Below are 25,679 nucleotides of genomic sequence, written 5' to 3'. Positions count from 1 at the left end.
ACCCATGACCGTCGCAGCGCCAGAGCGCCGTTCCACCGTGGCCGACGAGGGCCTGCTGACGGGCGAGGCGGTCCAGCTCGACGTCCGCCCGGCCGGGGCGGTGCTGCGAGCCGCGGGCGCCGCGATCGACGTGCTCGCGACGCTCCTCGTCGGCGGCGGGCTGTTCTGGCTGACCGCGAGCATCAGCCTCGACGAGGCCGCGCTCCGCGCCATCGGGATCGCCCTGCTCGTGGTCTGTCTCGTGGTCGCGCCCACGGCGGTGGAGACGGCGAGCCGGGGCCGTTCGCTCGGCAAGCTCGCGGTGGGCCTCCGGGTCGTCCGCGACGACGGCGGTTCCATCGGCTTCCGGCACGCGTTCATCCGTGCCCTCACCGGCGTGCTGGAGATCTACTTCACCCTCGGCGGGCTGGCGCTCCTCGTCGGCTTCCTGAACCCCTCCTCGAAGCGGCTCGGCGATCTCCTCGCGGGCACCCACGCGCAGATGGAGCGCGTGCCGAAGCTGACGATCGACCCGTTCGGCGTGCCGGCCCCGCTCACGGCGTGGGCGGCGACGGCCGACGTCGGGCGCCTCCCGACGACCCTCGAGCGTCGCATCGCCGCGTTCTTCCGCAACGCCGAGCACCTCGTGCCCGAGCGGCGCGCGGGATTCGCCGCGGCGCTCGCCCAGGAGGCGGTCCCGTACGTCTCACCGGTTCCGGATGCCCCGGCCGAGCTGTTCCTCGCCGGGGTCATCGCCCTGCGCCGGGAGCGCGACACCGCCGCGCTGGAGCTCGAGGCGGCGCGGATGCGCGCGCTCGCCCCGGTGCTCACGGCGCGTCCGAACGGCTTCCCGGAGCGCTGAACCGGATCTTCCGGGGACCGCGGCGGCGCAGGCGGGCCGCCGCGGCATCCGGTCAGTAGCGGTAGTGCTCCACCTTGTACGGGCCCTCGACCGGGACACCGATGTAGGCGGCCTGCTCCGGGGTGAGTTCGGTGAGCTCGACGCCGAGCGCGTCGAGGTGCAGACGCGCGACCTTCTCGTCGAGGTGCTTCGGCAGCACGTACACGCCCGTGGGATAGGCCTCGGGCCGGGTGAAGAGCTCGATCTGCGCGAGCACCTGGTTCGTGAACGAGTTGCTCATCACGAAGGAGGGGTGCCCGGTCGCGTTGCCGAGGTTCATCAGCCGGCCCTCGCTCAGCACGAGCACGCTGCGCCCGTTCGGCAACCGCCACTCGTGCACCTGGGGCTTGATCTCGATGCGCTCGGCGCCCGGCAGCGCCTCGAGCGCGGCCATGTCGATCTCGTTGTCGAAGTGGCCGACGTTCGCGACGACCGCGAGGTGCTTCAGCCCGAGGAGGTGCTCGAGGCGCACCACGTCCTTGTTGCCCGTGCCGGTGACGAGGATGTCGACCTCGCCGACGACCGACTCGAGGCGCGCGACCTGGTAGCCGTCCATCGCCGCCTGCAGCGCGTTGATGGGGTCGATCTCCGAGACGATGACGCGGGCCCCCTGGCCGCGCAGCGCCTCGGCCGCACCCTTTCCGACGTCGCCGTAGCCGGCGACGAAGGCGACCTTGCCACCCATGAGCACGTCGGTGGCGCGGTTCAGGCCGTCGGGCAGGGAGTGGCGGATGCCGTACTTGTTGTCGAACTTCGACTTCGTGACGGAGTCGTTGACGTTGATCGCCGGGAAGCGCAGCTCACCGCGGGCGTGGAGCTCGTAGAGGCGGTGCACGCCGGTCGTCGTCTCCTCGGTGACGCCCTGGAGTTCGTCGGCGATACGGGTCCAGCGGTCGCTCGAGCGCTCGAGCGAGCGCCGCAGGGTCTCGAGCACGACTCGGAACTCGGCGCTGTCGGCCGCGCCGGCCTCGGGCACCGCTCCGGCGAGCTCGAACTCGCGCCCCTGGTGCACCAGCAGCGTGGCGTCGCCGCCGTCGTCGAGGATCATGTTCGGCCCGATCCAGTCGGCGCCGGCCGCCGCGGCCTCGGCGGACCAGTCGAAGATGCGGTCGGTGCACCACCAGTACTCCTCGAGCGACTCGCCCTTCCAGGCGAACACCGGCACGCCCGCAGGCTCGTCGACGGTGCCGTTCGGGCCGACGACGACCGCGGCGGCCGCCTCGTCCTGGGTGGAGAAGATGTTGCAGCTCGCCCAGCGCACCTCCGCGCCGAGGGCGACGAGGGTCTCGATGAGCACCGCCGTCTGCACCGTCATGTGCAGGCTGCCGGCGATGCGGGCGCCGGCCAGGGGCTGCTCGGCGCCGAACTCGGCGCGGAGCGCCATGAGCCCCGGCATCTCGTTCTCGGCGAGCCGCAGCTGGTGGCGGCCGGCCTCGGCGAGCGAGAGGTCGGCGACCTTGAACGGCAGGGCGGTGGTGAGGGGCTGGGAGCTCATGGCATCCATTCTCCGGCCTCAGCCGTGGAATGCGGAACTCGGGCGCCGAGTATGACGCCGCCGTCTCAGGCGCGGATGAGTTCGAGCACCTCGTCGCGGATGCGGATCATCGTCGCCTCGTCGGCGCCCTCGACGTTCAGCCTGAGCAGCGGCTCGGTGTTCGACGGGCGCACGTTGAACCACCAGAAGGGCTCGTCGATCGCGGTGATGCCTTCGGCGGTCAGGCCGTCGAGTTCGTCGAACTCCGCGCGACCGGTGAACGCCTCGAAGATGCGGGCGTAGGCGGCGGGCACGTCGTCGACGGTCGAGTTCACTTCGCCGGAGAGGGCGTAAGGGGTGAACCGCGCGGAGAGCTCGGAGAGCGGCCCCTGCTGACCACCGAACTCGGCGAGCAGGTGCATCGCCGCGAGCATGCCGTTGTCGGCGCCCCAGAAGTCGCGGAAGTAGTAGTGGGCGGAGTGCTCGCCGCCGAACACGGCACCGGTCTCGCGCATGCGGTCCTTGATGAGCGAATGCCCGACCCGGGTGCGCACGGGCACGGCCCCGGCGCGCTCGATCGTCTCCGGGACGACGCGAGAGGTGATGAGGTTGTGGATGACGGCGACCTCGCCGGTCTCGCCGGCTGCGCGCACACGGGCGATCTCGCGGAGCGCGACGATCGCGGCGACCGCCGAGGGCGTGACGGCGGTGCCGCGCTCGTCGACGACGAAGCAGCGGTCGGCGTCGCCGTCGAAGGCGAGCCCGAGATCGGCGCCGTGCTCGACGACCGCGCGCTGCAGGTCGACGAGGTTGGCGGGCTCGAGGGGGTTCGCCTCGTGATTGGGGAACGTGCCGTCGAGCTCGAAGTACAGCGGGACGATCTCGAGCGGGAGCGCCGGGAGTCCGGCTGCCCCACCGAGGACGGCGGGCACGGTGAGCCCGGCCATGCCGTTGCCGGCGTCGACGACGATCTTCAGCGGTCGGATGCCGGCGAGGTCGACGAGGCCGCGGAGGTACGCCGCGTAGTCGACGAGGACGTCACGCGCGGTGATCGCGCCCGGCTCGGAGACCGGGAGGATGCCGCCCTCGAGGTAGTCGGCGGCCCGGTCGCGGATCGCCGCGAGACCGGTGTCGAGGGAGATGCCCTGCGCACCCGCCCGGGAGAGTTTGATGCCGTTGTACGCGGCGGGGTTGTGGCTCGCGGTGAACATCGCGGCCGGGGCGCCGAACGCGCCGGACGCGTAGTAGCTCTCGTCGGTCGAGCAGAGCCCGATCTCGGTGACGGAGGCGCCGCGCGCCGCGGCGCCGCGCGCGAACGCCGCGGCGAAACCGGGCGAGGAATCGCGCATGTCGTGCCCGACCACGACGGTGCCGCCCGCGGCTCCGACCTCGTCGACGAAGGCCGCGGCGAGCGCCTCGACCATGGGTTCAGTCAGTTGCTCGCCGACGAGCCCACGGATGTCGTAGGCCTTCACGACGGCGGACAGACGGCCAGCGGAATCGGACGAGTCGGCGGAGGCGATCACGCCTTGAAACCTACCTCACCCATCGGCTTGTGCCGCACGACCTGCCAGCCCCGCGGCGCACTCGTGCGCTCGGAGTGCGCGGCGCAGAGATCGTAGCCGTGCGGTTCGCGGACCGGCGAGAGCGGGCCGACGACGATCATCGAGTCGGCGTAGTCGTAGCTCAGCGTGGCGACCGCTTCTGCGGTGCATGCGGTGCGCGAACAACGTCTCATGGCTCGACCAGCGTAGCGAGGCCCGCGGACATTACGATGGAGGGCATGCCCCGTCCTCGTCGTGTCGCCCGGGTCCCGAGCTCGCCGCGCCGACTCGCGCGGGACCGTCACGGGCGCGGCCTGCGCTCCCCCGTCACCGGGCCGCACCTGCCGCTGCTCACCACCCGCATCGACGAGTTCGAGATGACGATCGCGGCGACCGCGTCGTACCTGCGCGGGCTCTGGCCGGAGCTCGACGGCGTGGTGTTCGAGGTCGCGCAGGCACCGGCCGAGGCCATCCACGTCGATCACGTCGATCGCTGGCGCGTCTCCCACGACGAGCGGCGCATCGTGTTCTTCCGGTTGCCCATCGTGCGATTCCTGCGCCTGCAGGAAGGCGAGGACAAAGACGAGAAGCTCCTCATCGAGAGCTGCGTGTTCCGGGCCGTCGGCGAGCTGATCGGTCGAGACCCGTGGGAGCTCGCGCCGGGGCGCTACCGGCACTTCTGAGCAGCGCCGCGACCGCGGCGCTTCCGGGCGAGCTGCGACTCAGCGCGGATAGACGACGATCGGCGAATCGAGCGGGCCGGGCGGTTGCACCGCGAACCCGGCGAGCTGCCGGTCCCCGGCGAAGCTGACCGAGGCGAACAGCCCGGCGTCGGCGGTGACGAACGCCCGGCCGCCGTTGCCGGTCATCGGCACCGAGGCCGCGCCGCCCGCGGGAACGCTCACCAGCTGCTCGCCACCGTCGGTGGTCACGGTCGCCTCGACATCCGCGTCGCCCAGGTTGGCGAAATGCAGTTTCGCGCCGGGGCCGCGCGGCACTGAGATGAGCGTCTCCGCCAGGAGCGGCAGGGAGGCTGGGAACCAGGCGAAGTCGCTCGGCAGCTCCTCACCGCTCTTCACGGTCGCCGTACGCGCCGCGGCGACGAACTCGCCGTCGGCGTCGAGCCGAACGGTGTACTCGCCCGCGGCGAGCTCGCCGAGCGGGATATCGCTGACCTGCCCGGGTTGAAGCACGACGTCGAAGACGGCGCCCTCCCCACCGGATTCCGGCACGACCGAGACGGCCGCCTCGACCGGGTCGTCGCCGGGCGCGAGGAGGCGCAGGCTCGGATGCGCGTCACCCTCGGCGTGGTCCTCGTCGACCGCGATGCCGCCCGACTGCGGCACCACGACGCCCGTGATGGTCTGCCGCTTCGCGGGCGGAGCCGTCGTCCCGATGAGGTCAGCACCGGTCGGGGTGAGCACATCTATGGCGGTCTGCTCGAGCGTCGCCGCGACCGTGCCGCCCGTGCTCGTCACGTGCACGACGGGTGACGCGGCCCCGGGAGCGAGGCCGGCGATCGAGACGACGCGCTGCGCACCGGGCTGCACGACGAGCCCGAGGCCCGCCGGCGCGTCCACCGCACCGGTCTCGGAATGCACACGGACATCCACCGTCGCGGTCACCTCGCCCGGGTTCGCGAGCAGCAGCAGCGTCGAGCGGCCGAGCTCCGTGCTGCCGCCGGCGAGCCACGCCTCGGCCACGGGCTCGGCACAGGACGCGGCGAGGAACCCGGCCGCCGTCTCGGTCGTGAGCTGCTGGGACTGCGCTCCGGCCAGCATCCCGGCCCCGACGCTCCCCGGCTGGGTCACGAGGGCGACCGCGACGTCCTCCTCCGTGCCGCGCGGAGGCGCCAGGGGGACGCGTTCGGCGCCGGCGTCCTCGGGCTGCGTCGCGATCGTGAGACCGGCCGAGCCGAGCGCCGACACGGACTCCGCATCGGCGCCGAGCTCGAGCATCGGGCCGGGGCACACGCGGAGCGTCCGGCTCTCGGCCGGCTCGATCGAGCGGGCGACGGGCTCGGCACGGTGCTCGGGCCAGGGCACGACGGCCGCGGCCCCGAATGCGACGACGGTGAGTGCGGCGGCGGTGAGTACGGCGACGCCGCGACCTCCGGCGCGAAGCAGCTTGCGGCTATCGGCCATCGGAGGCTCCCTCCCGCTCGTCGGGGTTCGTGTGGTCGGCGGCCGTCACCGGCGGCGGATCGAGGGCGGCGTCGCTCGCGGCATCCGGCTCCTCGCCGTCCGCCGCGTCCGCCGCGCCAGGGACGTCGGTGTCGTTCGCGGATCGCGCGTCCGCGTCCGCCGCCGCTCCCTCCGACGAGTCCGCCTCGGGATCGCCCGTCGCGGCGGCAGCAGCCGCAGTCTCCGCCTCCGGCGGGGTCCGGTCCCGTCGCCGCACCCGCGCCGGGCGGGACCGCTTGGGACGCCGACCAGGCTCCTCCCGCCCGACTCCCGCGGGAATCGAGAGGAGCAGCACCGCACCGAAGACGATGAGCTGCACGGTCGCGATCCAGCCCGTCAGCGGCGCGCCGGCCTGAGCCGGGATCTGCGCGGCCGGCGCGTCGGGCGCCGCGTCCGCGAAACGCCACAGCGTGCCGAAGTCGGTCTCACCGACCGGGACGAGTGCCGCATTGGCATCGAGCGCGGCGCGCGAGCGGTCGGCCGTGAGTGCCGCGGCCCGCGGGGCGTCCTCGTCGACCTGACCGAGCAGCACATAGGAGATCCCGAACTCCTCGATCGCCCGGTCGGCGTCGAAGCCGCCCCGGGAGGCGAGGTTGCCGGCGATCTCCGCGAGGGCGAGCTCTCCTGCGTCCATCGAGACCCGGGTCTGCGCGATGGTCGATTGCTCGTCGAGCGTGGCGCCCGCACCGTGCTCGAGCGTCGCGCGGAGCCCGCCGTCCGACTCGGGCACCAGGCGCAGCGTGGTCACGCGCGGATTGTTCTCGGCTTCCGCCGTGACGAAGGCGGGGAGCGAGCGAGACCCGGCCGCAGCGACCTCCGCCCGCCCGGTGGCGATGCTGACGGCGAGCGGCAGCACGGCGGCAGCCGTCGCGACGGTCAGCAGCGCCGCGAGCCAGGCCGAGGCACGACGAAGTCCGTCGAGGGCGATGACCGCGGCGAGCACGAGCCCGAGCCACATCATGCTCTGACCCGGCGCAGAAGCCACGGGAACGGCCGTGGACCCGACGATCGCGAGCGACAGTTGCGCCGCAGCCACGGCGGTCGCGAACCCGAGCGCGGCGCCCGCGAGCGCGAAGGTCGCCGCGCGCAGCCGGCCGACCGCGAAGGCGGCGAGCGCCGAGAGCGCCAACGGGAGCAGGAGCGCGGCGACGACCCAGCGCGGGTCGATGCTCGCCGGCAGCGAGGCGAGGACCTGCTGCCAGCCGCCGAGCGACGGATCGGTGAAGCCGAGCGCGAGGACGCCGGAACCGGGCACCGCCGCGGGCACGGGCGCGCCCGGGTCGGCGAGCAGCGCGAGAGGGTTGCCCGCGGCGAACTGCGCCCAGATCACCGGGGCGGCGAGGACGACGGCGGGGATCGGCAGCAGCGCGAGCCTCGCGGCGCCGCGCCCCGACACGACCGTGCCGACGATCCAGGCGACGATGAGCGCCGGTGCGAGACTCGGCGCGGACGCGACGACCGCCGTGAACAGGAGCGACGCGGTCGCGGCCGTCGCCCAACTCGTGGCCGAGCCGAGGGCGGCGTACAGCAGCCAGGCGAGGAGGACGTGCGCGAGCACCGCTCCCGGTCGCCCGTCGGCGAGCGACGACAGCAGCGGTGGCGAGAGCATCCAGAGCACGGCGGCCAGGGCTCGCAGCGCGCCGCGGTCGGTGAGGCGGGCGGCGGCGAACCAGGCACCGAGCGCCGAGACGGGGATGGCGAGGAGCCAGAGGGCCACGATCGCCCACGACGGCGCCCAGAACGCGAGGGATCCGAGCACGGCGAGCACGGCCTGGAACGGGTCCGCGGCGCCGACGAACCCGGTGCCCACGTCGCGCCAGCCGTAGCTCGCGTTGCGCCACAGCTCGTCGACGGCCGGGGAGAGCGGGAGGAGGCCCGGCCCGGACACGCCCGCGGCGCCGAGCAGCGGGAAGAGGACGGCGATCGCGACCACGACGGCGACGAGCAGCACCCAGCCGCCGCCGGTGGCGAGGAAGTCGACCCCGTCGACGCGCCCCCTGGCCCTGGCCCGTCGTTCCTCGGCTTCGAGGCGACGGCGACGACGCATCTCGTCGGGCTGGATCCGGAGCGGCGCGATCGCCGACCAGCCGACCGACCGGGCACCGCGGAGGACGCGCCGGGAGCGCGCGACGGCGCCGAACGAGAACATGGTGCGCAGCGCCGCGCCGAACTCGCCGACGATGCGGCCGGGCGCCTTCGTCACGAGCAGCACGATCGAGCGCAGGAGCGCGAGCGGGAGGAGGCTCAGCCAGTGCAGCGGCGTCGCCGCGGCGGGCGCGTAGCTCATCCGGCGATGCAGGGCGGCGCGCCTCGTGGCGGCGGCCCGGCGACGCACGGCCCCGGCACGGTGGCCGGCGGCCGGGCCGATCAGTCCGCCCGCCGCGAAGCGGACGTGCGCGGTCGGCACCACGGCCACGCGATGCCCGGCGAGCCGAGCCCGAACCGCGAGGTCGAGCCCGTCGTCGACGACGGGCAGGGCGGGGTCGAACCCCTCGAGCGCCCGCCAGACGCTGCGCCGGACGAGGAGGCCGCCGGGGTCGACGCCGAGCACGTCGCTCAGTCCGTCGTGCTGCCCCTGGTCGAGCTCCGCCGTGACGAGCGGCACGGCCGCGCCGAGTCGGGTCATGGATCGGCCGAGGCTCGCGATGCGGTCGGGCGACTCGGCGTCGAGCAGCTTGGGTCCGGCGATCGCGACCGAGCGCGCGGTCTCGAGGGTGGTCTCGAGCGCGGCGAGCGCCCTGGGCTCGGCTTCAGTGTCCTCGGAGAGCAGCCAGACGGCGTCCTCGTCGTCCTGCGGAGGCGGCAGGGTCTGCTCGGCACGGCGCACGGCCTCGCCGAAGGCGATCCGCTCCTCGATCTGGATGATGCCGTCGGGGGCGGCTTCGGCCGCGGCGTTCCGCGTCTCCGCGTCCGCCTGCACCAACGCGACGATCAGACGCTCGGGCCGGCGCGACTGCGCGCGAATGGCGTCGAGGGCACGGGTCAGGCGTTCGCCGCCGTGATGCACGACGAGAATTGCGGTCACTCTGGGGGACATCGCAGTCAGCCTAAGCACCCGCCTGCCGCCAGCCGTCGCCATCGGCGGGCGTGCCGCCGATCCGCGCACGGCTCGCCGGCTCCGCGCAACGGCCGAGGGCCCGTGCATCGCACGGGCCCTCGTTCGTCGCGTCGGGTGTCGTCACCCTGCTCGCTTGCGGAGCTTTCGCCGTTCTCGCTCGGAGAGCCCGCCCCAGATCCCGAACCGTTCGTCGTTCGAGAGCGCGTACTCGAGGCACTGCGCCCGAACCTCGCAGCCGGTGCAGATCTTCTTCGCGTCCCGGGTCGATCCGCCCTTCTCGGGGAAGAACGCCTCCGGGTCGGTCTGCGCGCATAGCGCGTCGCTCTGCCATGCCAGAGGGTTGTCGTCGTCCGTCGTTGGACGCACCCCCGGCACTCCCAGCCGCACCGGATCGATGAACCAGTCGTCAGGTACTCCAGAACGATATTCAGGAATTGCCATATCGTCTCCCACCCAGTTGTACCGCCCGCCGCCTCCGAGGATCCGGGAGCTGCGTCACGACCAATTACAGCGGTGTAATTCGAGTGAGTCAAGTCGCAGATCGTAAACCCTCAAGCCGCGCTCGAGGCTTCCGCCTCGCCGCGACACGCCGGAGTCGTTCCGGAGTTGTGATCCCGTCCCCCGCTCTGGGGACATGACGGCACCTCCCGACGAGCTCAGCCGGCGGCGCGCCGCGCCTCCCAGGCGCTTCGCACCATGTCCTCGAGCGAGTGCCGCATGCGCCAGTCGAGGTCGCGCGCGGCGAGCTCTCCCGAGGCCACGATCCGGGCGGGATCCCCGGGCCGGCGCGGCGCCGCCTCGGGGGTGAAGTCGATGCCGGTCACCGCGGCGACCGCCGACATGATCTCGGCGACCGAGACGCCGTCGCCGGAGCCCAGGTTGTAGACGGGGGCGACGGGCTCGCCCGCCTCCAGCCGCTCGGCCGCCACGACATGCGCCGCGGCGAGGTCGGCCACGTGGATGTAGTCGCGCACGCAGGTGCCGTCCGGCGTCGGGTAGTCGGTGCCGTTGATCGTCGGCGTGCGGCCGTCGAGCAGCGCGTCGAAGACGAGCGGGAAGAGATTGTGCGGGCTCGGGTCGAAGATCTCCGGCGTTCCGGAGCCGACGACGTTGAAGTAGCGCAGGCTCGTGTGCGCGAGCCCCGTCGCCTTCGCCTGGTCCGCGAGGAGCCACTCGCCGATGAGCTTCGACTCGCCGTAGGGCGAGGCGGGGTGCTTCGCCGTCTCCTCGGTCACGAGGTCGACGTCGGGCGTGCCGTAGACCGCGGCGCTCGAGGAGAAGACGATCCGCGCGACCTTCGCCGCCTCCATCGCCGCGAGGAGGGTCGCGGTGCCGGTGACGTTCTGCTGATAGGTGTGCAGCGGACGCTGCACCGAGACGCCGGCGTACTTGAAGCCCGCGAGGTGCACGACCCCTCGGACGTCGTGGCGGGCGAAGACGCTCTCGAGCAGGGCGCCGTCGAGGATCGAGCCGTGCACGAAGTCGACGCCGTCGGTGACGAACCCGCGGCGACCGGACGAGAGGTCGTCGAGCACGACGACGTCGATGCCCTTCGCTTGGAAGGCCCGCACGACGTGCGCTCCGATGTAGCCCGCTCCTCCGGTGACCATCCAGCTCATCCGTCGTTCCTTCCTCAGCACCTCGACACGGCGACCGGGCCGGCCGCCGCCTCGTCGATGCTAACGGCTGGACTGCGGCTCGTGCTGGGCGTGGCGGACGCGGTCGCGGATCTCCGGGCGGCCGTATCCGTCGGAGTCGAGCCGGAGCAGGGTCGCGACCACGCCCCAGACGGCGAGTCCGGCGAGGATCAGCAGCAGGAAGATGGTCATGGCAGGAAATCTATGTCTTGTGAGATCCTGCCGACAGTGGCAGCATTGCCATCGTCCCGCCATTCTCTGCCAAACGAGGTGCCCATGCTCCGGTCCATCGCCTGCATCGCCGTCCCGCACATGGCGCCGTTCGAGTTCGGCGTCATCTGCGAGGTGTTCGGCATCGACCGGCGCGAGCACGGCGGCCCCGAGTTCGACTTCCACGTCGTCGCGGCCGAGCCCGGCCCGATCCCGACGAAGCTCGGCTTCGACGTCGTCGTCCACGAAGGCCTCGACGCCGCCCGATCCGCCGACCTCGTCGCCGTGCCCGCCGCGCTCATCGACCAGGACGCCGACGAGCGGGTGCTCGCGGTCATCCGCGAGGCGGTCGACCGCGGCGCCTGGGTCCTCTCCGTCTGCTCCGGCGCCTTCATCCTCGGCCAGGCGGGCGTCCTCGACGGCCGGCGGTCCACCACCCACTGGATGTACACCGACCGGCTCGCCGACGCGTTCCCCGCGACCGAGGTCGACCCGGACGTGCTGTTCGTGCAGGACGGCCGCGTTGTCACGGGCGCCGGCACCGCCGCGGGCATCGACGCCGCGCTGCACATCGTGCGCACCGAGCTCGGCGCGAGCGCCGCGAACATCGTCGCCCGACGCATGGTCGTCCCGCCGCAGCGCGACGGCGGCCAGTCGCAGTTCATCCAGACGCCCGTCGTCGAGTGCAAGAGCGACTCCTTCGCGACCGTCACGGCGTGGATGCTGGAGCATCTCGACGAGGAGCTCACCGTCGACCGACTCGCCAGGAAGGCGCTCATGTCGCCGCGCACCTTCGCCCGGCGCTTCCGCGCGGAGACCGGCACGACGCCGAACGCCTGGCTCAACCGGCAACGCCTGTTGCGCGCGCAGCAGCTCCTCGAGGAGACCGGCCTGAGCCTCGAGGAGATCGCGCGCGAGTGCGGCTTCGGCGCCGCCGCGGTGATGCGCCACCACTTCGTGAAGGTGCTGCAGACGACGCCGACGGCCTACCGCAGGCTCTTCGGGCAGCGCGAGCCCGTCGAGCTCGTCGGCTGACGCCCAGCGGATGCCTCGGCGGCACCGGAGTCAGCCGGTCGTCGCAACCCAGACCGCGTCTGCGCCCGTGCCCGCGCCCGCGCCCGCGCCCGCGAGGCGCAGGTAGCGTTCGTCGGGCGTGACGAAGGCCGCCTCGCCGCGCCCGAGCTCGACACCGCCCTCGGCCCCCACGAGCCGCACGCTGCCGCCCTCGGCGAGCACGATGGCGGGTCCGTCGATCGCGACCTCCGGCTGCCGTCCATCGACGGCGGCTTCCAGCCGGTGCAGCACGAAGTCGGGCACCGGCGGCCGGAAGCTCCGCACCCCGGGGGCCGGCCGCTCGGGCTCGAGGCGCGGCGGCGGCATCGGCGTGAAGTCGAGCACCTCGACGAGCTCGGCGAGGTCGATGTGCTTCGGGGTGAGCCCGCCGCGCAGCACGTTGTCGCTCGCGGCCATGAGTTCGATGCCGAGGCCGCCGAGATAGGCATGGATGTTGCCGGCCGCCAGGAAGAGGGACTCCCCCCGCGCCAGGCGGACACGGTTGAGCAGCAGCGAGATGACGATGCCCGGGTCGCCGGGATAGGTCTCGGCGAGCGCGCCGACGGTGCGGAACGACTCGGCGTACGGCGAGGCGAGCACCGCCGCCGAGTCGGCGAGCGCGACCACGCGCTCGATCAGCCACGCGGACTCCCCCGTGTCTCCGCCGCGACCATCGGTCAGCAGCCACTCGACGGTGCCGGCGAGTCCGTCGGCGGCCAGCCGGTCGAGGAGCAGCCCGATCGCGCCCGGCTGGGGCTCGGGCGAGGCGGCGTCGGCGGCACGCAGCGCCTCGAGCACGCCGTCGACCTCTTCAAGCGGCCGGAAGCCGGAGAGGGCGTCGAACGTCTCACTGAGCGCGACGACGAGCTCCGGCTTGTGGAAGCGGTCGCGGTAGTTGCGGTCGTACGCACCGATCGGCACGCCGTCGGCCTCCTCCCTCGCGAAGCCGATGCGCGCCCGCTCCGTGGTCGGGTGGGCCTGCAGCGACAGCGGCCCACCGGCGGCCAGCAGCTTCAGGAGGAACGGCAGCCGAGGCATCCCCTCGTCGGCGAACCGCGCGGCGACCGACGAGCCGAGCGCGCGGTCGGGCTCGGCGCCGATCCATGCCCCGAGATCCGCGAACGGCGGTTCGCCGCCCAGGATCCGCGACGGCGAACCGGGGTGGGCCCCGAGCCAGAGCTCCGCCTCGGGCGCCCCACTCGCCTCCCGGCCCCGGAAGTCCGCGATGAGCCCGCGGTCGCCCCAGGCGTAGTCCCTGGGCTCGTTGTCGATCCTGACGAACATCTCGGGGCAGTTCCTTTCGCGGCTTGGCTCCAAACTACCAACGGCTACGGATGCCTCGACCCGGCGTCCTAGGCTCGGGGCATCCGACCCGCATTGGAGCAGTCATGACCTTCGCGCCCCTCTCGAGCGACTTCTACGGCTACGCCGAGGCCCTCCTCAGCGAACGGGAGCAGGAGGCCCTGATGGCCATCCGGGCCTGGGGCGAGCGCGAGGTGACGCCCATCATCGGCGGCTACTGGGAGCGGGCCGAGTTCCCGACGGGGATCGTGCAGCCGCTCGCCGAACTCGGCGTGCTCTCCTTCGCCTGGGACGAGACGACGCCCTTCGAGAACTCGGCCGTGTTCCGCGGTTTCGTCGCCCTCGAGCTCGCCCGCATCGACGCCTCCGTGAGCACCTTCGTCGGCGTGCAGAACGGCCTGGCCGCCGGTTCGATCGCGGTCGCGGGCTCCGCCGAGCAGCGCGCCGAGTGGCTCCCGAAGCTCGCCTCCGCCGAGGTCATCGGCGCGTTCGGCCTCACCGAGCCGCTCTCCGGCTCCGACTCCGCCAGGGGCCTGCGCACGACCGCGCGACGCGACGGCGACGAATGGGTGCTGAACGGCCAGAAGCGCTGGATCGGCAACGCCACCTTCTCCGACGTGACCATCATCTGGGCGAAGGACGAAGCCGACGGCCAGGTGAAGGGGTTCATCGTGCCGACCTCGACTCCCGGGTACACGGCGACGAAGATCGAGGGCAAGATCAGCCTGCGGCCGGTGCAGAACGCCGACATCGAGCTGCGCGACGTCCGTGTGCCCGAGGCGCTGCGCCTGCAGAACGCGAACTCGTTCCGGGACACCGCCGCGATCCTCCGTCAGACCCGCGCCGAGGTCGCCTGGGCCGCGGTGGGCACCGCGATCGGCGCCTACGAGGCGGCCGTCGCCTACGCGAAGGAGCGCGAGCAGTTCGGCAAGCCGATCGCCGCCCACCAGCTCATCCAGGAGCACCTCGTGAACGGCCTCGGCAACATCACCGCCTCCCTCGCCATGGTCGTGCGGGTCTCTCAGATGCTCGACGCCGGCACGCAGCGCGACGAGCACTCCGCGCTCGCGAAGGCCTTCGCGACCGCCCGCATGCGCGAGACCGTCGCCTGGGCGCGCGAGACCCTCGGCGGCAACGGCATCGTGCTCGAGCACCACGTCGCGCGCTACTTCGCCGACGCCGAGGCGCTCTACTCCTACGAGGGCACCCGCGAGATGAACACCCTCATCGTCGGGCGCACGGTGACGGGGGAAGCGGCGTTCGTCTAGCTCGCCCGCGCTCGCCTGCGGGTGCCCCGGCGCTCAGCCGCGGCCGCGCACCCGCCGCGCGATCTCGCCCACGGTGTCGGCGACCTTGACGATTCGACGGTCCCGGGCCGCGGCGAGCTGCCCGCGGAGCCCATCGCGTTCGGCACCGAGCTCGGCGAGTCGCCGCTCGAGCCCGTCGGCGCGCAGTCGCTCCTCGCGGGCACGGGATTCCGCCGTCGCCAGCGCGGCGGCAGCTTCCTCCAGCTGCAGCTTCGCGACGACCCGTTCGGCGGTGAGGGTATCGAACAGCGGGGCGATCCGCTCGCTGAGCACGCTCCACGCCGCATCGACGTCGATCGGCTCCGGCGGCCGGTACTCGTCGGGGCCCGTCCAGCGCCCGCGCTCCGCCGCATCCACGATCGCGTCCCACCATCGGGCCTGGTAGCCGGCGGCGGATCGCGCCTGCTCGGCGGCGGGCGCACCGTTCGCGACCGCGTCGAGGGACGCGGGGACGAGCTGATCCCAGGCGGCCGCGGGAACGACGAAGCGCTCGAGGCCGACATTGCCGAGCGCACCGCGCATCCGCACCGACGAGTACTGGGACATGGCGATCCCGACCGTCGGAACGCCGAGCGCGGGCGCGAACACGGTGGGGTGGTACCTGGTCGAGATCGAGAGCATCGCAGCCTCGAGGATCGCGAGGTACTCCCGTGCGGGGAGCACCGGGAGCGCGGTGATCGCTCCGGATCCGGCGGCGGCGATGTCGAGACCGAGCTGGTGGTCCCGGGACGCCGCGGCGGGTTCGAGCCCGCCCGTGTGCGGAGCGAGCACCACTCGAGCATCGAGCGCCTCGGCCAGCTCGTCGAGCAGTCGAGCGACCTTTGGCGCGTACTCCTCGCGCGACCATCCGGTCGCCCCCTGGTCCGCGGCGAACGAGGCGACGATGATCCGCTCGCCGAGGTTCAGCTCGGTGGCGTCCGTCCGAGCGGACTCGTCGGCTCGGAGCAGCACGCCGTCGTCGAGGGTGAGGCGCACCCGCTCGGGATCGGCGGCGAGCTCCCGCACCAGCTCGGTGGAGAAGCGCTCGCGAGCCCCGAAGCAGACTGCGGCGTCGATGATCTCCGTGACGAGGTCGCGTTCGCGAGCGCGGAGCACCGGTCCGACCGTCTGGCTCGTGACGAACAGCGGGACGCCGAAGTGCGCGGCGATCCGGCTGAAGGCGACTCGCTCGTAGACATGGAGCGGATACTCGCTCGTGAGATTGCCGCCGCCCGCGATGACGACGAGGTCCGCGGCCCGGACCGCTTCGACGAGCGGGCCGGTCGCGGTGCCGTCCCGGAGCGCCTCCGTGAGGCCGGTCAGCGCGGCCTCGACCTTCTGCCGCGACCAGTTCCAGGCGAAGCCGAACTGCCGGACGGCGGGGACGCCGTAGAAGGCCTGAGCCGTGGCGGGGTCGACGGCGGCAAGGGTGATGTCGCGGACCCCCCGAGCGGTGAGCTGCTCGATCGCGACTTCCGTCATCGCCTCGTCGCCGAGGTGGTAGTTGTCCACGCGCCCGATGTCCCCGAGCACCACGGCGCGGAGCTGGGCGCGCCGCCCGCTCGGGCGGTCCTCGGCGCTGGTCGCGCTCACGCGGCCGGCTCCGGGGCCGGCTCCGTGCGGCTCCAGGCGTCGCCGCCAGGGGTGAGGGAGTAGCCCGTACCGAAGATGTGCTCGACCCGCGTGCTGATCATCGCGGCCGATGCGCTGAATCCGCTCTTGCCGCAGACCACGACCTTGCCGAGCGCCATCAGATGGAAGTCGTCGATCGACGCATAGTGGTGGTTCCCTTCCACGAAGGTGATCCGCTCGCCCGCGAGGTCGAGCCCGAGCTCCTCGCGGTGGCTGCGGCAGTAGTCCAGGTCGTCCGAGAACACGAACCAATGCTTGTTCGGCAGGTGCTCGAGTCCGGCGGTGCGCAGCATGAAGTCGCGGTAGTAGGCGTCGCCGTCGGCGATTCCGAGGGCGACGCGGTCGCCTCGCCGGATGTGCACCACGACGGCGTCGGTCTCCAGCATCTTCGTTTCGATCGCCTTGGCCGTCTCCGACTCGAGCGGCGCCAGATGGATGGCTCGTTCCCACGTCGGCTTCTGAGCGAGGAGCCGGTAGCCGAGCAGTTCGTGCTTCGCGAGGACGTCCAGGTACAGCAGGCCGGGCGGGGCCGTCATCAGACGCTCATAGCCGTCGAGGTCGATCACCTGCACCGTGAGCGAGGACGGATACTCCCGGCGGTCGTAGCACGCTTTCAGATGCATCCGGTCGGTCGCGAGGACCATCTCGCGCAAGCCCATCCGGTGGTACTCGCTGCGGTTGTCGCGCCGTTCCTTCAGATCCCGGACCCGGGCCGCGCGCAACCGGCGGGAGACGAGTTCGGAGAACACGCCGTCCGACTCGGTGAACGGGAGGACGTCGGGCCGGATATGCGGCGTGTGCGCGATCATCTCGTCGTTGTCGTAGAGGAGGTCGTCGAGATACAGACGGAGGCCGTGCTTGGAGCTGAGTGCGCGCGCGTGCACGTAGTAGTACAGCTGATCGCCGAATCCGCTCCGCAGCCCGCACACCCGGGCCGACGGGTCGAACAGGAACGCGAGGTCCACCATCGGCGCCCACTCCGGCCGTTCGGGCAGGCGCCCGTCCACGGTCAGGCAGAGCCGCTCGTTCTCGAGCACCTCGGCGTAGTCGACGGCCGAGAGCGACCGGGCGAAGGCGGCCCGATCCCGGAAGGAGACCCGGAAGGGCTGCGTGTCACCCCGTCTGGCCCGTTCGAAGTACATCCACCAGCTCTCCAGCACATTGTCGATCTGGTCGAGGCCGAGCGAGTAGCCTCCGTCGACGAACTGCGCCGCATCCCATCCGTCGGTCCGGGTCGTTCGCTCGATGGCCGCGGGCAGCTCGGCGGATGGGTCGATGACCAAGCGGACGTCGTCGGCGAGCGGCAACGAGCCGTGCGGCTCGAAGCCGACGTCGAGGCCGCCGTCGACGTACACGTGCGGGTACGCGCCGAGGACTTCGATGTTGCGCTCGAAGCGACGGCGTGCCGCCTCCACCGGGGCGGCGCCGGGCGTTGCGCAGACCAGCTCGGCCACGGCCCGCCAGTCGCTCTCCGGGTGCGCTCCGACGAACGCGGCGAGCGCGACCGCGTCGGCATGCGATACGGATGCCTGCGCCGAGAGTCGGCGGTGCACCGCATCCGCTCTGACCCGGCGACCTCGTGCGAGCTGCCGATGGGCCCACTCGCCGAACTCGGACGTCGCCGAACGTTCCCCGCGGTCCGCCGCCGAGCGCTGCGTCGACGACGGCGGTGTCGCCGGGCGACGCGCGGCGACGACGATCTCGCGCTCGAGGGCGGCCTCGAAGTCCGGCCCGAGCCTGAGATCGTCGGGCGCCCCGTCCGCGCGCGGGAGGTAGCGCGCGGCGATATCGATCTGCCCACAGCCGGTCAGCTGCGCGAATCGTGCCTCGAGTGTGGCGAGCAACCGCCGGAGCGGGCGGATCTCCGCGACACGTCCCCGGGGCTGCACTCGCACCCCGTCCCAGAAGAACTCGGAGACCGCGGACCCGACCAGGAGGGTGCGTTCCGGTCCGTAGACGTCGCGGACCAGTCCGGCGAACACGTCGAAGCGCTCGAGTTCCCCCTCGGACGGCCCCCGCAACGCCGGCGAGGTCGTACGACCTCGTTCGACCTCCGCTGCGAGACGCCGACCGAGCCAGGAGTCCTCGCCGGGAGCCGGCGTGTACCAGCTGCTCCCGAGTTCCACGATGGCCCGCGACGCCCCGGTGAGATCGACGACCAGCAGGTCGGCGTGAGCGTCCTCGAGCACCGTCCTCAGCGCCTTGCTGTGATCGAGTCGGCTCCGCGGCGTGCTCTTCCCGTCGTCGTCGGGTCGCTGCAGCCCGGCATCGTGCGGGGCGGCGATCGTGAACGGCGAGACGCCGGAGATCCGGGAGACGACGGAAAAGTCGCGCTCGAGGCGGAGTCCGAGCCTCGAGACGTAGTCCTCGCCCAGCACCTGTACCGTCGTCCCGCGCATTCCTCGCCCTTCCCCACGGCTGATCGGACTCGGCGGCTCGGGCGGGTGGTCCCGGTGCCGGCCGCGCCGCGGCGAGCGGCATCGTGCCAGGCTACCGGTATCGCTGATCGAATTGGCGCTCCGGGTACGCTGTCAGGGGCGCGCGGGAGGAGCACGCCGAAACCGAGGCGAGGACGAATTTGAGCAAGCGCGCGTTGATCACCGGAATCACGGGGCAGGACGGGTCGTATCTCGCCGAGCTGCTGCTCGCGAAGGGCTACGAGGTGCACGGCCTCATCCGGCGCGCCTCCACCTTCAACACGGCGCGCATCGACCACCTCTTCGTCGACCCGCACGAGAGCGACGCGAAGCTGTTCCTGCACTACGGCGATCTGAGCGACGGTGCCCGGCTCGTCACGCTGATGGCGCAGATCGATCCCGACGAGGTCTACAACCTCGCCGCGCAGTCGCACGTCAGGGTCTCGTTCGACGAGCCCGAACACACCGCCGACACCACCGGCACGGGGACGGTCCGACTCCTCGAGGCCGTCCGCCTCTCCGGCGTCCGCACCCGCTTCTACCAGGCCTCCTCCTCGGAGCTGTACGGGTCCACGCCGCCCCCGCAGAGCGAGGCCACGCCGTTCCACCCCCGTTCGCCGTACGCGGCCGCGAAGCTCTACAGCTATTGGATCACCAAGAACTACCGCGAGGCCTACGGGCTGTTCGCCGTCAACGGGATCCTCTTCAACCACGAGTCGCCGCGCCGCGGTGAGACGTTCGTCACCCGCAAGATCACCCGAGCCGTCGCGCGCATCAAAGCGGGGATCCAGTCGGAGCTCTACCTCGGCAACCTCGATGCCGTGCGCGACTGGGGCTATGCGCCGGAGTACGCGCTCGGCATGTGGCAGATGCTCCAGACCGACGAGCCCGACGACTACGTGCTCGCGACCGGCGTCGGCTACACGATCCGCGACTTCCTCGATGTCGCCTTCGGTCACGCCGACCTCGACTGGAACGAGTTCGTGCGGTTCGACGAGCGCTACCTCCGCCCCTCCGAGGTCGACGCGCTGATCGGCGATGCCACGAAGGCACGCGAGCGACTGGGCTGGGAGCCGTCTGTTGACGGCGCAGCCCTCGCCCGCATCATGGTCGAGGCCGACGTCGCCGCTCTCGAAGCCGGCGCCGCGCACTGGGTGGATACCCCCGAGTCGGCGCCGTGGTCCGAGGCGCTGCGATGAAGGTCGTCGTCACCGGCGGTCGCGGCATGCTCGGCAGCGCCCTCGCGCGCGCCTGGGAGCGCACCCACCCCGACGACGAGGTCCACGCCATCACCCGGGACGATGCGGACCTCCGGGACCGAGCCGCCACCCGTCGCCTCTTCGAGCGCCTCTCCCCCGACCTCGTGCTGCACGCTGCGGCGAAGGTCGGCGGCATCAGCGCGAATGTGGCCGCTCCGACCGAGTTCCTGGCGGACAACCTCGCCCTCGACACCAGCGTGCTCGAGTCCTCCCGAGAGGTCGGCGTGCGCGACCTGATCTACTTCGGCAGCTCCTGCATGTACCCGCGCGACTACCGGCAGCCGCTCGTCGAAGCCGATGTGCTGCAGGCCCCGCTCGAGCCGACCAACGAGGGCTACGCGCTCGCGAAGATCGCCGGGGCGAAGTACTGCGAGTATGCGTCCCGCCAGTACGGCCTCAACTATCGCGTGGTGATCCCGTCCAACCTGTACGGGCCGAACGACCACTACGGCACTGCGGCGAGCCATCTCGTCGCCGCGACGCTCTGGAAGGCGCACGTCGCCCGAGCGACGGGGGCGGACCATCTCGACGTCTGGGGCGACGGCACCGCTCGGCGCGAGTTCACCTACGTCGAGGACGTGGCCGCCTGGGTGGCCGACGCCGCTCACGGCCTGGCCGACTGGCCGGCCCTGCTGAACGTCGGCATCGGCCGAGACCACTCGATCCGCGAGTTCTACGAGTTCGCCCTGGAGACGGTCGGATACGAGTGCGAGCTCAGCTTCGATCCGTCGAAGCCGGCGGGGATGCACCAGAAGCTCATGGACTCCTCACTCGCCGCGTCCTTCGGGTGGAATCCCCCCACCGGCATCCGCGCAGGGATGGCGGCCGCGTACGCGGCCTTCCTGCGTTCCGAGGCGAACCACGACCGGACGGAGAACCCGCAGTGACGAGCGAGCAGCCCTGGTACCCCCTGGCGACCACCACCTGGGACGACGCCGAGTACTCGGCCATGCAGGCGGTGATCGAGAGCGGCCGCTTCACCATGGGGCCGAAGGTCCGCCGCTTCGAGGAGGACTTCGCCCGCTTCACCGGGAGCCGCTACGCCGTGATGGTGAACTCGGGCAGCAGCGCCAACCTCCTCGGCATCGCCGCCGCCGCCTACAGTCCGCACCTCGGTCTCCGACGCGGCGACGAGATCATCGTGCCCGCCGTGTCCTGGGCCACCACGTACTACCCGATCAGCCAGCTCGGCTTCGTCCCGGTGCTCGTGGACGTCGACCCGGACACCCTGAACCTCGATCCCGAGCGCGTGCGCACCGCCATCACGCCGCGGACGCGGGCGGTCTTCGCCGTGAACCTGCTCGGGAATCCGGCGGAGCTCGACACCCTGCGCGCGCTCTGCGCGGAGCACGGGCTGCTGCTCTTCGAGGACAACTGCGAATCGCTCGGCGCCACCCTCGGAGCGCGCCAGACCGGGACGTTCGGAGTCTTCGGCACCTACAGCTCGTTCTTCTCCCACCACATCTCGACGATGGAGGGCGGCCTCGTCGTGACGGACGACGAGTACCTCTACCAGGCCATGCTCTCGATGCGGGCTCACGGTTGGACGCGCGAGCTGCCCGCGGAAAACCTGATCCACCCGAAGACGGGCGACCAGTTCGACGACCTCTTCCGGTTCGTACTCCCCGGCTACAATCTGCGTCCGCTCGAGCTCTCGGGCGCGCTCGGTATCGAGCAGCTCGCCAAGCTCCCCTCGCTCCTCGCCGGACGCCGCGAGAACGCCCGGACCTTCGTGGCCGAGTTCGCCGACGTGCCCGGGGTTCGGATCCAGCGTGTCGCCGAGGGCGCGGACTCGAGCTGGTTCGGGTTCTCGATGGTGCTCACGGGGCGCCTCGCCGGCCGTCGCGCCGAACTCGTCCAGCTCCTGTCCCGAGCGGGCATCGAGTCCCGCCCCATCGTCGCCGGCAACTTCGCGCGGAACCCCGTCATGCATCATTTGGACGCGCGCGTCGACGGAGCGCTGCGCGCCGCGGACGAGATCCACACGGACGGTCTGTTCATCGGCAACCACCACTACCCCGTTCCCGAGCAGATCGCCGCGGTGCGCGAGTTGGTCGCATCGCTCTGAACCGGGCGGTCCCATGAGTCTGAAATCGTCGATCTACCGCACGCTGGGGGCGCCCGGCCTGCTGCCCGCTCGGGAGGCCGCCCGGGATATCCTCGGACGCGCCTACGGGGTGCGGCGACGGATCCTGTCGGCCGTCGCCCCGGATCGTGCCGCAGCGGGGGTGCTCACGGTCGTGGTCCCCGTCTACAACGTCGAGACCTACCTCTCGACGATGCTGCGGTCGCTCCTGCGACAGCGCTATCGGGCGCTGGACGTCGTCATCGTCGACGACGGAAGCACCGACGGGAGCACTCGCATCGCTCGACGGTTCCGTCGACTGGACCCTCGCGTCCGCGTCATCCGGCAGGAGAATGCCGGCCTGGGCGCTGCGCGCAACACGGGGGCGCGCGCTGCCCGCGGGGAGTTCCTCGCCTTCGTCGACAGCGACGACACCGTCGACCGCCACGCGTACCGGTACACGATCGCCACCCTGCGGCGCACCGGATCCGACTTCGCGGTGATGCCGTACCGCCGACTGGTGCGCGACGTCGAGCATCCCGCCGGGCCGTGGATCTACGAGGCGCACGCGGCGGAGCGGCTGGGCGCCCGGCTCGCCGACGATCCCTCGATCCAGGTGAACGCGGTCGCCTGGAGCAAGGTCTATCGCACGAGCTTCTGGCGGAAGCAGGGGTTGAGCTTCCCCGAGGGCATCCTCTACGAGGACCAGCCCGTCTCCACCCGCGCGTACGCGCTCGCCGATCGTTTCGACGTGCTCACGCACCCGGCGATCAACTGGCGCGTCCGCGACGACGGCTCCTCGATCTCGCAGGCCGTGCTGGACGTCCGGAACACCCGGGACCACCTCCGCGTCGCCCTCGACTCGCTCGCCTTCCTCGACGCGGCCGGGCTGGCGGAGGCGCGCGCCACCAGGCTCGAGCAGCTCCTCTCGAACGATTACTCGCACATGATCCCGATGCTCCCCGACGCCAGCGCGGAGCAATGGGGCGAGTTCGTCGCGGCACTGCGCAGGCTCGTCGAGGAGGTGCGCGGCGACCCCCGGATCTGGGCGAACGTCCCGGCGCGCAACAAGGTCGCGTTCTCGCTCATCGTGGCCGACCGGCGCGACGATCTCACTGCGTTCCTCCTCGGCGGAGGCTGGCAGGCAGATCAGCTCGAGTCCCGAGTCGTCGGCGCGACCATCGAGGCGGACTTCGGCCGCCTCACCGCGCACCTGGCCGGGGTCGCTCCGGAGGCGTTCCGGCTCAGCGAGTTCCAGTCGCGCCTGCGCAGCCGGACGCAACGGGTCCGCTGGCGGGAGGACGGGCGGCTCGAGGTGAGCGGGCACGCCGCGATCACCGGCCTCGATCCGGCCGCGCACGACGTCGACATCGCCGCAGAGCTCGTGCAGGGCTCCACCCGCATCGCGGTCGACATCGAGTGGACCGCCGACGAGTTGCGGACGGCATCCTTCGCGACTCCGAACACCGACGGCACGAAAGCGCACTTCCGGCTCCTGCTCGATCCAGCGACGGCGGAGCTGGAGCCCGGTGATTGGTACACCGAGTTGAAGCTCACCTCCGGCGGGATCGCCCGCGTCGGGAAGCTGAACGACGGGCGGCCGAGCGGAGACGCCCCGGCGCGGGCGCTCGGCACCGGCGTCGTCGTCGACGCCGTCTCGGACCACCTCGGATGCCTCGTCCTGCGCGTGAGCCGCCCGGCCGTCACGCTGAAGCGTGCACGGTTCGATGCCGAGCGGCTGCTGGTCGATGGTCGCGCCGCCGAAGAGGTCACCGCGATCGCACTGGTGCGGGCCGATGACCGGTTCGCCATCCCCTCGGCCATCGCGAGGATCCAGCCCGGCGCCCGGGAGTTCGACACCGAACTGGAACTGCCCCAGCCGAACACCCGGACGAAGCAGGCGCGGGCGGAGCAGGTCTGGCGGCTCGAAGCCCGCCTGGCGGACGGCCGGTGGATCGCCGTCATCGCCGACTCCGCGATCCCCCTCCGCGGCACGCCCGGCGCCGGCCCGTTCAGCGTCGAACGCCGTCCGAGCGGCGCCCTGCTGCAACCCCGCATCGAGCCCGCGGACCCCGCGCGGATCTACTACCCGGGGCACGCTGCCCTCCTCGTCGAACGCTCCCGCAGTGCGGACCTGCAGTCGATCGAGCTCGTGGACGACGTCCTCATCGCGCGGTTCACCGCGATCGGCATCCCGGAGTCCGGCGTGACGGCGGTGTTCCGTTCAGCGAAGCACGAGATCAGGAGCGAACCCCTCCAGAGGGTCGACGGCGAGTACCTCGCCCGGTTCCCCCTCCACTTCCCCATGTGGGGCGGAGAGCCGCGGATCGCCCCGAGTGGCATCTACCGCCTGCGCATCGAGTGGGCCGGTACCGGCTTCGCACCCATCGACTCCGGCGCCCTCGGTGCACGACTGCCGCTCGAGTTCGCCCGCTCGGACGTCCGCCTCTGGGTGCAGCAGAACGCCGACGGGCGCGTGCGCCTCGAGATCGCGCCGCCGCTCGACCAGCAGGAGCGCAGCCGGTACTGGCAGCGACGGATGCGCGAGTCGAGCGCCCTCACCGCCAGTGACCGGCCCGCTCGCCCCGCGGTCTTCTTCCGCTGCCTCTACGGCGAGGTCACCGGCGACTCCGCGGAAGCGATCCACCACGAACTCCGCCGCCGCGGAAGCCCCCTGGAACTCATCTGGTCGACGATCGACCATCGGGTCCCGGTTCCCGAGGGCGGCACCCGGGTGCTGGAGCACTCGGAGGAGTTCTACCGGGCGATCAACGGGTCGAAGTACCTCGTCGTCAACGTGCACCAGCCGGATTGGTTCGTCCGGGGGCGCGAGCAGGTCGTGATCCAGACCATGCACGGCTACCCGTTCAAGCTTGCAGGCCGGCGCCACTGGGAGGCGAGCGGCCTTCCGCCCGCGCGCATCGCATCGTTCGAGGCGCGGGCCGCCGAGTGGGACTACTTCGTCTCCCCCGCGGCGTATGCGACCCCGCTCCTGGAGGAGTTCCTGCCCCGCGAGGCGTGGCGTGGGCAGATGCTCGAGATCGGCTATCCGCGCAACGACATCCTGTTGCGAGCCGAGGCGGAGCAGATCCGGCAGCGCACACGCGCCGAGCTCGGCATCCCCGAGGATCGGAAAGCGGTGCTGTACGCGCCCACCTATCGCGACTACCTCTCACTCGACGAGTTCCGCGCCCGCCCGATCGCGTCCCTCGATCTCGCTCGCCTCGCCGACAGGTTCCGGGACACCCAGGTGATCCTCGTCCGAGGTCACGTGATGAACTCGAGAGTCGGCTACTCCGTCGCCGGGCAGAACGTCATCGATGTCACGGATCACCCGTCCATCACCGATCTCATGCTCGCTTCGGACGCCGCCATCCTCGACTACTCCTCGCTGCGCTTCGACTACGCGCTCACCGGCAAGCCGATGCTGTTCCACGTGCCGGATCTGGAGGAGTACTTCGAGGGCCGTGCACCGATGGTGCCGTACGGGCCGACGGCCCCGGGCCCGTGGGTGCGCACCTTCGACGAGGTGGCCGCCGGTCTCGCGAACCTGGACGCGGTGCGGGAAGAGTACGCCGACGCGGTGCGTCGTTTCCGCGCCCAGTACCTGGAGCTCGAGGACGGCGCCGCGGCGGGCCGTCTCGTCGACGCGGTGTTCGTCCCGCGCGGGGACGCCTGA

19 protein-coding genes are annotated in these 25,679 nt (G+C 71.9%); 8 read left to right on the top strand and 11 right to left on the bottom strand.

The window, feature by feature from the left end:
- Positions 1-4: 4 nt before the first annotated feature.
- Entirely contained in the window at positions 5-841 is an 837-nt protein-coding gene (locus M3147_RS04770) for an RDD family protein (protein WP_251202337.1), read from the top strand.
- Between the two features lie 52 nt (positions 842-893).
- On the opposite strand, the gene ahcY is transcribed toward M3147_RS04770, so the two are convergent.
- The 3 genes from ahcY to M3147_RS04755 all read right to left on the bottom strand — a co-directional run bounded on the left by ahcY (position 894) and on the right by M3147_RS04755 (position 4,092).
- Positions 894-2,375, bottom strand: a complete 1,482-nt coding sequence (gene ahcY / locus M3147_RS04765; protein ID WP_251202336.1) for an adenosylhomocysteinase — start codon at positions 2,373-2,375, stop codon at positions 894-896.
- Between the two features lie 65 nt (positions 2,376-2,440).
- Positions 2,441-3,880: a phosphomannomutase/phosphoglucomutase gene (locus tag M3147_RS04760; protein ID WP_251202335.1), complete on the bottom strand. Its 1,440-nt coding sequence runs from the start codon at positions 3,878-3,880 to the stop codon at positions 2,441-2,443.
- The gene (locus M3147_RS04755) at positions 3,877-4,092 is read right to left on the bottom strand and encodes a DUF3499 family protein (protein ID WP_251202334.1); all 216 of its coding nucleotides are present in this window, start codon (positions 4,090-4,092) and stop codon (positions 3,877-3,879) included. Before M3147_RS04755 ends, M3147_RS04760 begins: the two co-directional genes overlap by 4 nt.
- A gap of 45 nt (positions 4,093-4,137) precedes the next feature.
- Between M3147_RS04755 and M3147_RS04750 the strand changes: the two genes are divergently transcribed.
- On the top strand, positions 4,138-4,581 hold the full coding sequence (locus tag M3147_RS04750; RefSeq protein WP_251202333.1) for a hypothetical protein: 444 nt from the start codon (positions 4,138-4,140) through the stop codon (positions 4,579-4,581).
- A gap of 39 nt (positions 4,582-4,620) precedes the next feature.
- On the opposite strand, the gene M3147_RS04745 is transcribed toward M3147_RS04750, so the two are convergent.
- The 5 genes from M3147_RS04745 to M3147_RS04725 form a co-directional block, all read right to left on the bottom strand.
- Positions 4,621-6,042, bottom strand: a complete 1,422-nt coding sequence (locus M3147_RS04745; protein WP_251202332.1) for a DUF5719 family protein — start codon at positions 6,040-6,042, stop codon at positions 4,621-4,623.
- Positions 6,032-9,118 (bottom strand): glycosyltransferase, encoded by a 3,087-nt coding sequence (locus tag M3147_RS04740; RefSeq protein ID WP_251202331.1) that lies wholly within the window; start codon positions 9,116-9,118, stop codon positions 6,032-6,034. The genes M3147_RS04745 and M3147_RS04740 overlap by 11 nt, the downstream gene beginning before the upstream one ends.
- A gap of 141 nt (positions 9,119-9,259) precedes the next feature.
- Positions 9,260-9,580 carry a WhiB family transcriptional regulator gene (locus M3147_RS04735; protein WP_251202330.1) on the bottom strand — a complete coding sequence of 107 codons (321 nt, stop codon included), beginning with the start codon at positions 9,578-9,580 and terminating at the stop codon, positions 9,260-9,262.
- A 215-nt stretch (positions 9,581-9,795) separates the two neighbouring features.
- A complete protein-coding gene (galE, locus tag M3147_RS04730; protein WP_251202329.1) occupies positions 9,796-10,758 on the bottom strand; it encodes a UDP-glucose 4-epimerase GalE in 963 nt (320 codons plus the stop codon).
- A gap of 60 nt (positions 10,759-10,818) precedes the next feature.
- The gene (locus tag M3147_RS04725; protein WP_251202328.1) at positions 10,819-10,968 is read right to left on the bottom strand and encodes a hypothetical protein; all 150 of its coding nucleotides are present in this window, start codon (positions 10,966-10,968) and stop codon (positions 10,819-10,821) included.
- 84 nt (positions 10,969-11,052) lie between these two features.
- On the opposite strand from M3147_RS04725, the gene M3147_RS04720 reads away from it, so the two are divergent.
- Positions 11,053-12,021, top strand: a complete 969-nt coding sequence (locus M3147_RS04720; protein ID WP_251202327.1) for a GlxA family transcriptional regulator — start codon at positions 11,053-11,055, stop codon at positions 12,019-12,021.
- Positions 12,022-12,051: 30 nt separating this feature from the next.
- On the opposite strand, the gene manA is transcribed toward M3147_RS04720, so the two are convergent.
- Entirely contained in the window at positions 12,052-13,323 is a 1,272-nt protein-coding gene (gene manA, locus M3147_RS04715) for a mannose-6-phosphate isomerase, class I (RefSeq protein WP_251202326.1), read from the bottom strand.
- Positions 13,324-13,427: 104 nt separating this feature from the next.
- Between manA and M3147_RS04710 the strand changes: the two genes are divergently transcribed.
- The gene (locus M3147_RS04710) at positions 13,428-14,609 is read left to right on the top strand and encodes an acyl-CoA dehydrogenase family protein (protein WP_251202325.1); all 1,182 of its coding nucleotides are present in this window, start codon (positions 13,428-13,430) and stop codon (positions 14,607-14,609) included.
- Between the two features lie 33 nt (positions 14,610-14,642).
- On the opposite strand, the gene M3147_RS04705 is transcribed toward M3147_RS04710, so the two are convergent.
- Both M3147_RS04705 and M3147_RS04700 read right to left on the bottom strand, forming a co-directional pair.
- The gene (locus M3147_RS04705) at positions 14,643-16,220 is read right to left on the bottom strand and encodes a polysaccharide pyruvyl transferase family protein (RefSeq protein WP_251202324.1); all 1,578 of its coding nucleotides are present in this window, start codon (positions 16,218-16,220) and stop codon (positions 14,643-14,645) included.
- The gene (locus M3147_RS04700) at positions 16,217-18,658 is read right to left on the bottom strand and encodes a hypothetical protein (protein WP_251202323.1); all 2,442 of its coding nucleotides are present in this window, start codon (positions 18,656-18,658) and stop codon (positions 16,217-16,219) included. The genes M3147_RS04705 and M3147_RS04700 overlap by 4 nt, the downstream gene beginning before the upstream one ends.
- Before the next feature lie 179 nt (positions 18,659-18,837).
- On the opposite strand from M3147_RS04700, the gene gmd reads away from it, so the two are divergent.
- Genes gmd through M3147_RS04680 form a run of 4 tightly spaced genes read left to right on the top strand, consistent with a single transcriptional unit; the run spans position 18,838 to position 25,679 of the window.
- Positions 18,838-19,875 carry a GDP-mannose 4,6-dehydratase gene (gene gmd / locus M3147_RS04695; RefSeq protein ID WP_251202322.1) on the top strand — a complete coding sequence of 346 codons (1,038 nt, stop codon included), beginning with the start codon at positions 18,838-18,840 and terminating at the stop codon, positions 19,873-19,875.
- A complete protein-coding gene (locus M3147_RS04690) occupies positions 19,872-20,822 on the top strand; it encodes an NAD-dependent epimerase/dehydratase family protein (protein ID WP_251202321.1) in 951 nt (316 codons plus the stop codon). The genes gmd and M3147_RS04690 overlap by 4 nt, the downstream gene beginning before the upstream one ends.
- Entirely contained in the window at positions 20,819-22,003 is a 1,185-nt protein-coding gene (locus M3147_RS04685) for a DegT/DnrJ/EryC1/StrS family aminotransferase (RefSeq protein ID WP_251202320.1), read from the top strand. Before M3147_RS04690 ends, M3147_RS04685 begins: the two co-directional genes overlap by 4 nt.
- 13 nt (positions 22,004-22,016) lie before the next feature.
- Positions 22,017-25,679 (top strand): bifunctional glycosyltransferase/CDP-glycerol:glycerophosphate glycerophosphotransferase, encoded by a 3,663-nt coding sequence (locus M3147_RS04680; protein ID WP_251202319.1) that lies wholly within the window; start codon positions 22,017-22,019, stop codon positions 25,677-25,679.

The organism is Agromyces mediolanus (assembly GCF_023715325.1).
GTDB lineage: Bacteria > Actinomycetota > Actinomycetes > Actinomycetales > Microbacteriaceae > Agromyces > Agromyces mediolanus_A.
Note: the sequence above shows the minus strand (reverse complement) of the source record. Positions and strands in the feature narration are given on the sequence as shown.

Coding starts and splice junctions, on each gene's coding strand:
- M3147_RS04770 (WP_251202337.1), top strand. CDS start 5: ATGACCGTCGCAGCGCCAGAGCGCCGTTCCACCGTGGCCGACGAGGGC.
- ahcY (WP_251202336.1), bottom strand. CDS start 2,375: ATGAGCTCCCAGCCCCTCACCACCGCCCTGCCGTTCAAGGTCGCCGAC.
- M3147_RS04755 (WP_251202334.1), bottom strand. CDS start 4,092: ATGAGACGTTGTTCGCGCACCGCATGCACCGCAGAAGCGGTCGCCACG.
- M3147_RS04750 (WP_251202333.1), top strand. CDS start 4,138: ATGCCCCGTCCTCGTCGTGTCGCCCGGGTCCCGAGCTCGCCGCGCCGA.
- M3147_RS04745 (WP_251202332.1), bottom strand. CDS start 6,042: ATGGCCGATAGCCGCAAGCTGCTTCGCGCCGGAGGTCGCGGCGTCGCC.
- M3147_RS04740 (WP_251202331.1), bottom strand. CDS start 9,118: ATGTCCCCCAGAGTGACCGCAATTCTCGTCGTGCATCACGGCGGCGAA.
- M3147_RS04735 (WP_251202330.1), bottom strand. CDS start 9,580: ATGGCAATTCCTGAATATCGTTCTGGAGTACCTGACGACTGGTTCATC.
- galE (WP_251202329.1), bottom strand. CDS start 10,758: ATGAGCTGGATGGTCACCGGAGGAGCGGGCTACATCGGAGCGCACGTC.
- M3147_RS04725 (WP_251202328.1), bottom strand. CDS start 10,968: ATGACCATCTTCCTGCTGCTGATCCTCGCCGGACTCGCCGTCTGGGGC.
- M3147_RS04720 (WP_251202327.1), top strand. CDS start 11,053: ATGCTCCGGTCCATCGCCTGCATCGCCGTCCCGCACATGGCGCCGTTC.
- manA (WP_251202326.1), bottom strand. CDS start 13,323: ATGTTCGTCAGGATCGACAACGAGCCCAGGGACTACGCCTGGGGCGAC.
- M3147_RS04710 (WP_251202325.1), top strand. CDS start 13,428: ATGACCTTCGCGCCCCTCTCGAGCGACTTCTACGGCTACGCCGAGGCC.
- M3147_RS04700 (WP_251202323.1), bottom strand. CDS start 18,658: ATGCGCGGGACGACGGTACAGGTGCTGGGCGAGGACTACGTCTCGAGG.
- M3147_RS04690 (WP_251202321.1), top strand. CDS start 19,872: ATGAAGGTCGTCGTCACCGGCGGTCGCGGCATGCTCGGCAGCGCCCTC.
- M3147_RS04680 (WP_251202319.1), top strand. CDS start 22,017: ATGAGTCTGAAATCGTCGATCTACCGCACGCTGGGGGCGCCCGGCCTG.